11 protein-coding genes are annotated in these 12,394 nt (G+C 47.3%); 7 read left to right on the top strand and 4 right to left on the bottom strand.

Going from position 1 to position 12,394, the window contains the following annotated elements; all coding sequences use genetic code 11:
- The first annotated feature begins 101 nt into the window (after nt 1–101).
- Nucleotides 102–791: a hypothetical protein gene (locus AKL11_RS11025; RefSeq protein WP_067517387.1), complete on the top strand. Its 690-nt coding sequence runs from the start codon at nt 102–104 to the stop codon at nt 789–791.
- A 29-nt stretch (nt 792–820) separates the two neighbouring features.
- On the opposite strand, the gene AKL11_RS11020 is transcribed toward AKL11_RS11025, so the two are convergent.
- The 3 genes from AKL11_RS11020 to potA all read right to left on the bottom strand — a co-directional run bounded on the left by AKL11_RS11020 (nt 821) and on the right by potA (nt 3,957).
- On the bottom strand, nt 821–1,624 hold the full coding sequence (locus AKL11_RS11020) for an ABC transporter permease subunit (protein ID WP_095210379.1): 804 nt from the start codon (nt 1,622–1,624) through the stop codon (nt 821–823).
- A 71-nt stretch (nt 1,625–1,695) separates the two neighbouring features.
- Nucleotides 1,696–2,574 carry an ABC transporter permease subunit gene (locus AKL11_RS11015; protein WP_067518411.1) on the bottom strand — a complete coding sequence of 293 codons (879 nt, stop codon included), beginning with the start codon at nt 2,572–2,574 and terminating at the stop codon, nt 1,696–1,698.
- Between the two features lie 219 nt (nt 2,575–2,793).
- Nucleotides 2,794–3,957, bottom strand: a complete 1,164-nt coding sequence (potA, locus tag AKL11_RS11010; RefSeq protein WP_216636513.1) for a polyamine ABC transporter ATP-binding protein — start codon at nt 3,955–3,957, stop codon at nt 2,794–2,796.
- A 602-nt stretch (nt 3,958–4,559) separates the two neighbouring features.
- On the opposite strand from potA, the gene lrp reads away from it, so the two are divergent.
- Nucleotides 4,560–5,048: a leucine-responsive transcriptional regulator Lrp gene (gene lrp, locus AKL11_RS11005; protein WP_067517382.1), complete on the top strand. Its 489-nt coding sequence runs from the start codon at nt 4,560–4,562 to the stop codon at nt 5,046–5,048.
- 19 nt (nt 5,049–5,067) lie between these two features.
- On the opposite strand, the gene AKL11_RS11000 is transcribed toward lrp, so the two are convergent.
- The gene (locus AKL11_RS11000) at nt 5,068–5,451 is read right to left on the bottom strand and encodes a PilZ domain-containing protein (RefSeq protein ID WP_067517380.1); all 384 of its coding nucleotides are present in this window, start codon (nt 5,449–5,451) and stop codon (nt 5,068–5,070) included.
- A 392-nt stretch (nt 5,452–5,843) separates the two neighbouring features.
- Between AKL11_RS11000 and AKL11_RS10990 the strand changes: the two genes are divergently transcribed.
- From AKL11_RS10990 to AKL11_RS10970, 5 genes are all read left to right on the top strand, one after another.
- Nucleotides 5,844–6,890, top strand: a complete 1,047-nt coding sequence (locus tag AKL11_RS10990) for a Leu/Phe/Val dehydrogenase (RefSeq protein ID WP_067517377.1) — start codon at nt 5,844–5,846, stop codon at nt 6,888–6,890.
- Nucleotides 6,891–6,910: 20 nt separating this feature from the next.
- Entirely contained in the window at nt 6,911–8,020 is a 1,110-nt protein-coding gene (gene pdhA, locus AKL11_RS10985) for a pyruvate dehydrogenase (acetyl-transferring) E1 component subunit alpha (protein ID WP_253705194.1), read from the top strand.
- A complete protein-coding gene (locus AKL11_RS10980) occupies nt 8,013–8,993 on the top strand; it encodes an alpha-ketoacid dehydrogenase subunit beta (protein ID WP_067517374.1) in 981 nt (326 codons plus the stop codon). Before pdhA ends, AKL11_RS10980 begins: the two co-directional genes overlap by 8 nt.
- A 22-nt stretch (nt 8,994–9,015) precedes the next feature.
- Complete coding sequence (locus AKL11_RS10975; RefSeq protein WP_067517371.1) at nt 9,016–10,110, top strand: dihydrolipoamide acetyltransferase family protein; 1,095 nt, start codon at nt 9,016–9,018, stop codon at nt 10,108–10,110.
- 319 nt (nt 10,111–10,429) lie between these two features.
- On the top strand, nt 10,430–12,352 hold the full coding sequence (locus AKL11_RS10970; RefSeq protein WP_067518406.1) for a PrkA family serine protein kinase: 1,923 nt from the start codon (nt 10,430–10,432) through the stop codon (nt 12,350–12,352).
- Nucleotides 12,353–12,394: the final 42 nt, after the last annotated feature.

Genomic DNA, 12,394 nt, shown 5'->3' with positions numbered 1-12,394 from the left:
GTTGTGCTCAAAAAAATATAAAAAATTAGCGATACATTGGAACTGTTGAGAAGCGTGAAACTCTATCTTTATATTTATTAAATTTTGCAGGCTGTATTTTTGTGAATCCCATAGAGAAGTATCCTCAGGTAGTCAACGATCTGGCTGCTTTTGCTACTTTTGAACCTTCTAAAAAAGTTGGTTTGAGTGGTATATCTGCTGACGGACGATTGATAAATAGATTCTGTACTTCAGAAGAGAAGGCATCTTTTCAAGATTTTCTCAAGTCGTTGAGTTTCGATAGTACATTACTGGTTAATCGAAACGTAACTGCCCTTGACGTACATCGTTTGGTAACAAGCTATCCTGGTCGACATCCGCAAACGCATGCTACAGGCTCCAGTAGGGTGGAATCGACTAAGATTACTCAGCCAGAAGACGGTGGTTTTTTTGTAACTTATCCTTTTCTCCACATACCAGGATTTTCTGGAAAATCAGCAATCTGCCTGAGCATTGGCTTTGAAGATGGGGTTCATGAAGGAAAACCATATAAAGGGACTAATGTTTTTGGATTTTTTCCAAACAATGAGGAGGGTAAAAACGTCTTAGATCTTTTAAATAAAGCATTTACTAAAAGAATTCTTTTTGAGATTAGCCCATCTGCTATTACTGGGAATGATATTGTAAAGATTGCTGGTGGTATCACGTTGAAAACCAGTACGACACCCAATGTCGAAAGGGCGGATTGTTATCCTGATAAACAATATTTGCCCGACTTGAAAGAGAAGCTGGCAGCACTAGGGATTGAATAGCGAAGCCCCGGTTTTCGGGGCTGATATGTTTATTGGAAATCAAATCGTTCCAGACTAGTCCTTCTTTCCCGCTCGGTTCGGCGCATAAACCACCACCCCAGCAGTGCCGCCAGTGATACCACCACAATGATCAGTGTCGCCATGGCGTTGATCTTGGGTGAAATACCCAGTCGAACGGATGAAAACACGACCATCGGTAGAGTAGTGGAGCCCGGCCCGGAAACAAAACTGGCAATGACCAGATCATCAAGCGATAGAGTGAACGCCAGCAACCAACCAGCCGCAAGTGCAGGCGCGATGGTTGGAATGGTAATCAGGAAGAAGGTTCTTAGTGGTGTAGCGCCCAAATCTAAAGCGGCTTCTTCGATAGAGCGATCCACTTCCCTTAACCGTGCACCAATAACCACCGCCACATAAGCTGTTGAGAAGGTCACGTGGGCAATCCAGATGGTTAGCATCCCTCGTTCCATGGGCCAGCCAATCAGATCCGCCATGGTGACAAACAGCAGCAGCAGGGATAGACCGGTAATGACGTCTGGCATCACCAGCGGCGCGGTCAGCATGCTGTTAAACATGGTTCTGCCACGGAATTTTCCAAAACGGTCCAGCACAAAGGCAGAAACCGTACCGAGTATGACTGCCATGGTGGCGTTGTAGAAAGCAATTCTCAGGCTCGTCCACACGGCCCCCATCAATTGTTCATCCCGGAACAATTCCACATACCACTTGGTAGAAAATCCCGCCCAGACGGTCACGAGTCGTGATGCGTTGAACGAATAGAACACCAGAATAAACATGGGCAAATACAGAAATATCAGCCCAATAATCAGCATGACGGTGGAAAATCCAGGCTTTTTGAATCGCCTGATGGACGACGTCTGTTCAGCACTTTTGGCAGCACTCATCAATGACCAGCCTCCATCTGTTTTGCCTGCTGGCGGTTAAAGAAGGCGATGGGCAGGCAAAGAATCAGCAGCATGATCATGGCCAGAGAGCCTGCCAGCGGCCAGTCACGGTTATTAAAGAACTCCTGCCAGAGCACCTTACCAATCATCAGGCTTTCTGGTCCTCCCAGTAATTCAGGAATAACGTATTCGCCCACAGATGGGATGAATACCAGCATGCAGCCGGCGATAATGCCGCTTTTGGACAGTGGCAGTGTCACACGGAAAAAGGTTTCCCAGGGGCGACAGCCCAAATCATTTGCTGCTTCGTGCAACGATTTATCCAGTTGTGTCAGGTTGGCATAGATTGGCAACACCATAAACGGCAGGTAGGCATAAACGATACCGATATACACGGCAATATTCGTGTTTAATATTTGCATCGGTTGATCAATCAACCCGAACCACATCAGCAGATTGTTCAGCAGACCGTTATTTTTCAGTATTCCCATCCAGGCGTAGATTCGGATCAGGAAGGATGTCCACGATGGCAGTAACACCAGCATGAGCAGGAAGCTTTGTTTTCTTCCGGGTGCTTTGGCCATGGCGTAGGCCATCGGGTAACCCAGCATCAGGCAGAAGAAAGTAGCAATGGCAGCCAGTTTGATCGAGGTCAAATAGGCTTGCAGATACATCTCATCATCGGCAAGGAAAAAGTAATTGCCGAGGTTGAGGTTAATGGTTAACACCTCGTCCAGATATTCAATAACGGGCGAGTACGGTGGTATAGCAATTTCTGCAGACGAGAAACTGATCTTGACCACAATCAGAAACGGAACAAGAAAAAACAGCAACAGCCAGAGATAGGGGATGCCCAGTACCAGGCGGCGTCCCCACATTTCCTTTAAGGCGTGTAGCCTCTCTGGTCCCCACTTCAACGTGGCTGAACCTTTTGCTTGAGCATTGGACATGGCAGTTTCCACAATATCGATATCAGCGGCAGAAGTGGAAAGGTATTCAGCCGCAGACGTACAACAAAAAATAAATGATCTTCAGCAGGGGGTTATTTCCGAGCTGTAATCCGAACGATAAATAGTATTTAGAGTAGCTTCTATTGGTCAGCTGTTCAGTACTACGCCGCTGTCATCGTCCCAGCTGATGAATACTTCATCGCCCCAGGTTGGGTTGTCGGCAGTACGGATAACGTTGGCCATGTTGGACTGCACCATCATGCCGGATGGTAGTCGTATATGATAAACCGAGTGTCCGCCAAGGTACGCAATATCGTGTACCAGGCCGCGGCTCCAGTTGTAGTTACCTTCTGGCTCTTCACGGGTCACCATGGTTTTTTCCGGGCGAACGGCGATCCAGACTTTACGATCTTCCAGCGGCGCCATAATGCCGTGACCAATGTAGATGGGCTGATCAATCTGGGGGGAGTTAATGATGACGTAACCCGCCTCTTCCTCAATAATCTCACCTTCAAACATATTCACGGAGCCAATGAACTCAGCGGTCATACGGCTGTTGGGATTTTCATAAATATCGATAGGCGTGCCTACCTGAACAATCCAACCCGCATCCATAATGCCGATGCGTTCCGCCATGGTCATGGCTTCTTCCTGATCGTGGGTCACCATAATGCAGGTGACGCCTACTTCTTCGATGATATCCACCACTTCCAACTGCATACGACTGCGGAGTTTTTTGTCCAGGGCGCCCATGGGCTCATCCAGCAGTAGCAGTTTTGGCCGCTTGGCAAGGCTGCGAGCCAGAGCAACACGCTGACGCTGACCACCGGACAATTGATGTGGTTTTCGACGGGCATATTTTTCCATATGCACCAGTTTCAGCATTTCTTGCACCCGCTGGGCAATAATGTCTTTGGGCAGGCGATCTTGTTTCAAACCGAAGGCAACGTTCTGCTCCACGGTCATATGTGGGAACAGTGCATACGACTGAAACATCATATTAATCGGGCGCAGATAAGGCGGCAGATGGGTGATGTTCTGGCCATCAAGATAAATATTGCCTTCTGATGGTGTCTCAAAACCCGCCAGCATTCTCAATAGAGTGGATTTACCTGATCCTGATCCACCCAGCAGCGCAAAAATCTCACCCTTTTGAATATTCAGGCTGACATTATCAACAGCAATCGTGTCATCAAACTTCTTGGTGATCTGATCAATTCTGACCAGAACTTCATCGCTGGCACGGCTTTTCTGCTGTATAGAAGAGTGCGCTGATGCGGTGTTTTTCGGGGAGACAGATGCAGTATTCATCTAATAATTTCTCCAGCCCGGGATGAAAAAACAGGTTTGAACCTGCATAAAATGGTCCGAAGACAAACTTCGGTAGCTTAAGCTTCAGCTTCATTAGGAGGCAGTCGGTCAATGGTAAGTCCGACAGTCTCCTAGGCTCAGGTGTCATAAGTTTATCGTCAGAAACGGATAACTGCCTGTATCTCCGTGTTTTGGAATAGTGCAGGTTGCTTATGAAAAGAGCCTTCATACCTTCAGGGAAGTAAAAAGCGGAGGGCATTGTCCATAAAAAAGGGGTGCTTGAAAATGATTTTGCGATAAACCCTGATAAAGGGTAATAGTAATGCTCACTTGCAGATTTTCAATTCCTACCCTAATCTGCGTGACCCGAAGGGTATTTGCCTATTGATTCCTATACCCAAAGGATTTCGAGTTGCTACGCGGCGGCAAATAAGCGAAACCCGTGAGCCTACAAAGAGTAGGTGATCGGGGTGAGTGAGTGCCCGAGGGCATAAATGCAGCCAACAAAGTAGCAACTTGAAAGGCGAAGGGTATACAAGGATCAGAGATAATGGCCGAAGGATATCTCCCTAAATGCGTACTTTCAGCAAACGACTGAGATCATGAGAAGCCGAAAAGAAGTCATCCGTCAGTTAGATCGTATTGATCGTAACATTCTTCGCACTCTGCAAGAACAGGGGCGAATTTCATATGTTGAGCTGGCAGACAAAGTTGGTTTGAGCACAACGCCCTGCATGGAGCGTGTTAAACGTCTTGAGCGAGAAGGGATTATTCAGGGTTATGCCGCCCGGTTGAACCCCAAATATCTTCAAGCTGGGCTTCTGGTTTTTGTGGAAATCAGCCTATATAGCAAGTCCGCAGATATTTTTGATGACTTCCGTAAAGCAGTGATTAAGCTGCCCAACGTTTTGGAATGCCATCTGGTATCTGGCCATTTTGATTATCTGGTTAAGGCCCGTATTTCTGAAATGGCCTCCTACCGTGAGCTGCTTGGGGATATTCTGCTGAAGCTGCCAGGTGTTCGGGAATCCAAGAGTTACATCGTAATGGAAGAGCTCAAGGAAACACTTAACCTGCCCATTTCAGACTGAAGGGTAGTATCAGGGTGAGCTAGCTTTCCTCCAGCTCACCTGCCTTCTGGCCTGCGACTTGATAGTCTCGGATGTAATAGTTCAGTGCCACCTCATCTTGATCTTCAATGCTTCTCAGCGCAAAACCGGCGGCAAAGTCTGCACGCTCAGTAATGGTTTGGCACCATATGCATTCAGCCGTCAGAGCGACTTTGTGTGGACTGCCCTGAGGGCCTGGTAGCACCAGCGTGACATTTCTGGTTTCAGATGGGCGCATGCCTTGATCCGTGAGAATACTGAAACCGCCCTTGGATACATCTTCGAGAATACCGATGGAGAGCCCGGTGTCGTTATCCAGAACCTCAGCGGTTTTTTCCAGTGATTTCCTCGGATATTGGCGTTTTTCTTGTATAAATTCCGACATTTAGCCTCCTTACAAAACTGGCAGGAAGCCCTAAGTTAGCATTTTTTGTTTTTAAAATGCATCTGTTGATCGACATTCATGGAACTACCATTCTTTACAATAGGGGTGTGTTACTCATCATTGTCAGAAAAAACAATATGTTATGGGTTTTAGGGAAGAGGCACTTAATTTCTCTGGTATTGACAACCGATTCAGATTTCTTCTGTAATCGTAAAAGGCAATATAACAAAACGCCTGATGTTCAACTGCGTATTGCTCTCTGATCGTGAGCAAAGCACAGCGCTAAAACAATAATAAATGGCCTTGTTATCGACTTTTTCTCACAGGAAATCCGCCGATAAACAAGCTTTGAACCAGAGCCTGCTGCTCTGCAACATACGGAGGATCCCGTCATGTTCAGACAGATTACCGAGGCACACCTTGATGATCTTCATTGTCGATACGATGAAGCATCCGGCCTCCAATCCGTCATTGCCATTCACAGTACCCGCCGGGGCCCTGCCTTGGGAGGGTGTCGAATTATTCCCTACGCCTCTTCAGAAGAAGCCATCACTGATGCAATACGGTTAGCCCGTGGCATGAGCTACAAGGCAGCCCTTGCGGGGTTAGATCTTGGTGGTGGCAAAGCCGTGATTATGGAACCGGAAGGTGATTATGATCGCAAAGCGCTGTTTCAGGCATTCGGTCGATTTCTGAATGAGTTAGGTGGTCGTTATGCCACGGCCATGGACAGCGGCACAACGGTGATGGATATGGACACCATCGCCACGCAATCTGCTCACGTTACCTGCACATCCAGTTGTGGCAGTCCGGCACCTTATACTGCCGAAGGCGTGTATTACGGCATTCTTGCCAGCCTGAAGGCGCATCCTGATTTACCTGAATCGCTGAAAGGTGTGCGCGTGGCAGTGCAGGGTTTGGGAAATGTAGGTTATGCGCTTTGCCGGCGATTACACAACGATGGCGCACTGTTAACGGTCACGGATATTGATCATCAACGGGTTGAACAATGTCGGAAAGAGTTTGGTGCCAGAGTTGTCGCACCAGAGGACATCTACAGCGCACCCTGTGACGTATTCAGCCCCTGTGGACTGGGCGGCATCCTGAACAGTGAAACCATCGATCAGCTCAACTGTGCTGCTATTGCCGGTTCAGCCAATAATCAATTATTGACTGAGCAGGACGGTTACTCCCTTTTCAATCGAAACATTCTCTATGCGCCGGATTACCTGATTAATTCCGGTGGTTTGATTTTTGTTGCCATGAATTATCTGCGCCACTCAGACAGTGAGATGCAGAGAAAACTGAAAAACATAAGCGACACGTTGCTGCAGATTTTCAGCAGGCAGAATCAAACCGGCCTTCCTGCCAGTGTGATTGCGGATCAAATGGCAGAAGCCATGGTCTACGGACACGAACAGACAAAGCTATCAGCTTAAGTCTTTTGCATAGGGAAAGAATGATGACTCGATCGGAACAGAACCAGCCAGCGATGGAACAATATCTGGATGCGGAAGGTGAAGTCATGAAAAACCTGCCATCCTGGACTTTTAATACTGAAACGCTAATCGACTACTACCAATCTATGGTGGTTGCCCGCTGTGGCGATCAAAAGGCAGTTGCCTTACAACGAACCGGTAAAATGGGGACTTATCCTTCCTGCCTTGGTCAGGAAGCCATCAGTACCGTATGCGCCGCACTTTTGAAAGAGGACGATGTACTGATTCCTTACTATCGGGATCTTCCTGGTTTGATGAAAAGAGGGATTCCCCTTAGCGATGTTCTTCTTTACTGGGGCGGCGATGAACGGGGCAGTGCTAGTGATGCCTGGGGAAAGGACCTGCCAAATTGTGTACCCATAGCGACACAGGCGGGTCATGCGGCTGGTATCGCAACCGCAATAAAGATTCGCCATGAAGCGGGTGAGCCTATGCAGGTTGCGCTGTGCGCCCTTGGCGATGGCGCTACGTCAAAAGGTGATTTTGGCGAAGCGTTGAACTTAGCAGGAACATGGCAGCTCCCCGTCGTTTACATTATCAACAATAACCAGTGGGCTATTTCGGTTCCACGCAAGATTCAATCTGGTGCACCTACGCTTTGTCAGAAAGGTAACGCAGCCGGGCTGCCATCGTTTCAGGTGGATGGTAATGACGTCATTGCCCTGCACGAAGTGATCAGCGAAGCCATCGAGAGAGCCCGTCAGGGTAAAGGTGCAACCGTCATCGAAGCAATTACCTACCGCCTGTGTGATCACACAACTGCTGACGATGCCAGTCGCTATCGCAACAGTTCTGAATTGGAAGAGGCATGGCAGAAGGAGCCAGTTAAACGACTGCGACAGTTTCTTCATCATCGAGGCTTGTGGGATGAGCAGAAAGAGCAGGCTTTGAAAGCAGAGGCTGATCGTGTGATTGAGGCATCCGTAAAAAATTATCTCAATACACCGTTGCCCAAGATAGAAGATCTTTTTGATTATCACTACGCCAATATGCCAGCGCAGTTAGTTCAGCAGAAAGAAGAGGCATTGTTAAGACATCAGATGCGTCAGGGAGGTGCTGCCCATGAGTAAGGATCTGACAATGGTTGAGGCAGTGAATCTGGCGCTGGATCATGCGATGGCTGCTGATCCGAACGTAGTTCTTCTAGGGGAAGACATAGGCGTTAATGGTGGTGTATTTCGGGCAACTCAGGGGCTTAGAGATAAATACGGCTTGAAGCGTGTTATGGATACACCGCTGGCGGAAACCCTGATTGCGGGTATCAGTGTTGGCATGGCCGCTCAAGGGTTAAAACCAGTTGCTGAAATACAGTTTATGGGTTTTATCTTTCCTGCTATGGAGCAGTTGATCTGTCATGCAGCCCGGATGAGAAACCGAACCCGTGGACGTTTATCCTGTCCTTTGGTGCTACGCGCACCATTCGGAGGCGGTATTCATGCACCGGAACACCATTCAGAAAGTACTGAAGCATTGTTTGCTCATATACCCGGCTTAAGAGTGGTGATTCCTTCATCCCCTGTCAGAGCCTATGGCTTGTTGCGCGCGGCGATTAACGAGCCAGATCCCGTTATTTTTCTTGAGCCCAAGCGCATATACCGGGCGAGCAAGAAAGCCATCGATGAAAATAGTGAACCATTGCCTTTAGACACCTGCTTTACGTTGAAAGTCGGGCAGGACGTTACGTTGGTGAGTTGGGGAGCTTCTATCAATGAAACTATGGAGGCTGCCAGCTTATTGGAAGGACATGGCATTTCTGCCGAGGTGATTGATGTTGCCACCATTAAGCCTCTCGATATGGAGACAATTCTGGCTTCAGTAAGAAAGACAGGACGATGTGTAATTGTTCATGAAGCTTGTCGCAGCTTTGGTGTGGGGGCAGAAATCTCTGCAGGGTTGATGGAACGTGCTTTTGATGACCTGAAATCACCGGTGGAGCGAGTCACCGGGTTTGATACGACAATGCCTTACTATCGGATGGAGGATCACTATTTACCCCATACCGAAGATATTGTCAGAGCCTCCATTAAAACACTGGCTAACTAATAACGAGAACAAAGGTAAAGTCATGCGTTTTTTTAATTTACCCGACCTTGGTGAAGGGATTCCCGAAGCGGATATTGTCGAATGGCATATCAAAGAAGGTGACAGTATCCGCGAAGACGATTTGATGGTGTCTGTGGAAACTGCAAAGGCTGTTGTGGATGTTCCTGCGCCTTGTACCGGAGTTATTGCCCGTCTGTGTGGTCAACCTGGTGATACGGTATTGACCGGCGCCCCGCTGGTGGAGTTTGTTTCTGATCAGGAAGACAGCGGTACCGTTGTTGGTAAGTTGGTGGCTAATGAGGCAGAAACCTCTAATGAAGAGTCGTTTATTATCGGTGCCCCTGAACCTGAAGCTGATTCAGCGTCATCGTCGCTCTCATCGCAGAATATAAAAAGCCTGGATTCATTGGCAAAGCAATTTCATGTTGATCTTGGTTCTGTTGCCAGACAACGTAAAAATGCGCCTGTTGAAAAGTCTTATCCATTGCAAAACCCTGAACCATTAAAAGGTGTCCGTAAACACATGGCGCGCTCAATGGAGGAATCCCATGCCTCTGTTGTGCCGGTTACGTTGTTTGATGATGTGGATATTGATCACTGGAAATCCGGTGAAGATATTACGGTGCGTCTTATTCAGGCGTTAGCGCATGCCTGCAAAGAAGAGCCTGCATTGAATGCCTGGTTTGATGGTGCAACCATGAGCCGTCAGTTGCATGATCAGGTTGATCTTGGGTTGGCTGTGGACAGTAAGGAAGGATTGTTTGTTCCGGTTATTCGTGATGCTGGGAATATAAAAAAGACCCAGATTCGTTCAGTCATCAAAGAATTAAGAAAGGGTGTGGAAGAAAGAAGCCTACCGAATTCAGAGCTGCAGGGCGCAACCATTACTTTGAGTAACTTTGGTGTGTTTGCTGGCAAGTATGCAACACCGATTGTGGTGCCTCCCATGGTCAGTATTGTTGGTGTTGGTCGTTTAAGGGAAGAAATTGTCAGTGTGAATGGTAAGCCGGAAAGTCATCGAATGCTTCCTCTGTCACTGTCGTTTGATCATCGTGCAGCCACCGGCGGTGAAGCAACCCGCTTTCTCCATTGTATGATTAAGCAGTTGCAGAGGTAGCCAAAAATCCACATTATAAAATAATGAACTGAAGAATCGTGTTATCGGGAAAAGGAATTTCCCGATGGTCTCGGTGCTGTCTCTTCACATCATGTTTTTCTATCGCTTTTTGTCTCTGTTTTTGTTTAGCGCCAGCGAGTGATGACCGATTTTCAAATGAAGTTGTAATCAGAATTTCTGTCATCAACCTCTCAGAGCCAGAAATTATAAAAAAATGTGGTCAAAGTTCTGACTTTGCCGATAGCCATTTATGAAAGGGGTGACTTTCAGTTCGGCTACTGGTGAATAGACTCAGCTAATGACAGGGATTGGTGACGGCATGGATATCTTTAATAACTATCAGCAACGGTATCAGGGAACACAGCAGGAAGAGTTAACAATCGAAGAGTATCTTTCGCTGTGTAAAGAGGACTCTTCTGCCTACGCGACTGCAGCAGAACGGATGTTGATGGCGATTGGCGAACCAGAGATGGTGGACACTTCCAGAGATACGAGACTCAGTCGTATATTTTCCAACAAACTTATTAAACGATACCCTGCGTTTAAAGAGTTCTATGGCATGGAAGAGGCCATAGAACAGATTGTTTCCTACTTCATGCATTCTGCTCAAGGTCTTGAGGAGAAAAAACAGATTCTCTATCTCTTAGGGCCGGTCGGTGGTGGTAAGTCATCATTGGCGGAACGCCTGAAGGCATTAATGGAAAAAGTGCCTTTTTATGCGATCAAGGGTTCCCCTGTTTATGAATCACCACTGAATCTGTTTGACCCATCTGAAGACAGCGATATCCTCGAAAAAGAGTATGGCATTCCTAATCGTTACCTTGGCGGTATCATGTCACCCTGGGCAGTCAAGCGACTGAATGAGTTTGGTGGTGACATCAGCAAGTTCAAGGTAGTGAAGCTGCATCCCAGTATTCTGAATCAGGTAGCCATCGCTAAAACGGAACCCGGCGATGAAAACAATCAGGATATTTCCAGCCTGGTGGGTAAAGTAGATATACGTCAGCTGGAAGAATATTCTCAAGACGACCCCGATGCTTACAGCTTCTCCGGTGCGCTTTGTCGTGCCAATCAGGGCATGATGGAATTCGTGGAGATGTTTAAAGCACCTGTTAAGGTACTTCACCCTCTTTTGACAGCCACTCAAGAAGGCAATTACAACAGTACTGAGGGCATGGGCGCTATTCCTTTCAACGGTGTTATTCTTGCGCACTCGAACGAATCAGAATGGCAGACCTTTAAAAACAATAAGACCAATGAAGCCTTTATTGACCGGGTGAATATTGTCAAAGTACCGTATTGCACTCGGGTGACAGAAGAAATTCTGATATACGAAAAACTGTTATCGAACAGCTCATTAAAGTCCGCACCATGTGCCCCAGATACCTTAAAAATGTTGGCTAAATTCACGGTTCTCTCCAGAGTGAAAGAGCCGGAAAACTCCAATGTCTATTCCAAAATGCGGGTCTACGATGGTGAGAACCTGAAGGACACCGACCCAAATGCCAAGCCGCTTCAGGAATACAGAGATGCGGCCGGTGTTGATGAAGGCATGGAGGGTTTATCCACTCGTTTTGCGTTTAAGATTCTCTCCAAAGTATTTAATTTCGACCCAACCGAAATTGCCGCTAACCCGGTACACATGCTATATGTGCTAGAGCAACAGATTGAACAGCAGCAGTTCCCCAAAGAGGTGCACGAGCGTTATCTCAGGTTTGTGAAAGAGTTCCTGGCACCAAAATACATTGAGTCTCTTGGTAAAGAAATTCAAACGGCCTATCTGGAGTCTTACTCTGAGTACGGGCAAAATATTTTTGACCGATACATCACCTACGCAGATTTCTGGATTCAGGATCAGGAATATCGCGATCCTGAAACGGGCGATATCCTCGATCGTTCCGCCATCAACGATGAGTTGGAGAAAATCGAGAAAGCCGCCAGCATTGCTAACCCCAAGGATTTCCGTAATGAAGTGGTGAACTTTGTATTGAGAGCCAGAGCGAACCACGAAGGTAGAAATCCAAGCTGGCTCAGCTATGAAAAAATGCGCTCGGTGATTGAAAAGAAAATGTTCTCGAATACCGAAGACTTACTGCCAGTCATTTCGTTCAATGCCAAAGGCAGCAATGAAGATCAGCGTAAGCACAATGAATTTGTGAAGCGAATGGTGGAAAGAGGTTATACCGAGAAGCAGGTGCGGCTGCTGGCAGAATGGTATATCCGCGTTCGTAAATCACAGTAAAAATAGTAAGAGGTTGTCGTAGGTCGGTAATCCTGACGGGGT

Origin of the sequence: Endozoicomonas ascidiicola (genome assembly GCF_001646945.1) — a bacterium.
Taxonomy (GTDB): Bacteria; Pseudomonadota; Gammaproteobacteria; order Pseudomonadales; family Endozoicomonadaceae; genus Endozoicomonas; species Endozoicomonas ascidiicola.
Note: the sequence above shows the minus strand (reverse complement) of the source record. Positions and strands in the feature narration are given on the sequence as shown.

What these genes read in the sequence shown, in the direction of transcription:
- AKL11_RS11020 (WP_095210379.1), bottom strand. Translation starts at nt 1,624, where the DNA reads ATGCTGATTATTGGGCTGATATTTCTGTATTTGCCCATGTTTATTCTG.
- AKL11_RS11015 (WP_067518411.1), bottom strand. Translation starts at nt 2,574, where the DNA reads ATGTGGGGACGCCGCCTGGTACTGGGCATCCCCTATCTCTGGCTGTTG.
- potA (WP_216636513.1), bottom strand. Translation starts at nt 3,957, where the DNA reads ATGAATACTGCATCTGTCTCCCCGAAAAACACCGCATCAGCGCACTCT.
- lrp (WP_067517382.1), top strand. Translation starts at nt 4,560, where the DNA reads ATGAGAAGCCGAAAAGAAGTCATCCGTCAGTTAGATCGTATTGATCGT.
- AKL11_RS11000 (WP_067517380.1), bottom strand. Translation starts at nt 5,451, where the DNA reads ATGTCGGAATTTATACAAGAAAAACGCCAATATCCGAGGAAATCACTG.
- AKL11_RS10990 (WP_067517377.1), top strand. Translation starts at nt 5,844, where the DNA reads ATGTTCAGACAGATTACCGAGGCACACCTTGATGATCTTCATTGTCGA.
- pdhA (WP_253705194.1), top strand. Translation starts at nt 6,911, where the DNA reads ATGATGACTCGATCGGAACAGAACCAGCCAGCGATGGAACAATATCTG.
- AKL11_RS10980 (WP_067517374.1), top strand. Translation starts at nt 8,013, where the DNA reads ATGAGTAAGGATCTGACAATGGTTGAGGCAGTGAATCTGGCGCTGGAT.
- AKL11_RS10975 (WP_067517371.1), top strand. Translation starts at nt 9,016, where the DNA reads ATGCGTTTTTTTAATTTACCCGACCTTGGTGAAGGGATTCCCGAAGCG.
- AKL11_RS10970 (WP_067518406.1), top strand. Translation starts at nt 10,430, where the DNA reads ATGGATATCTTTAATAACTATCAGCAACGGTATCAGGGAACACAGCAG.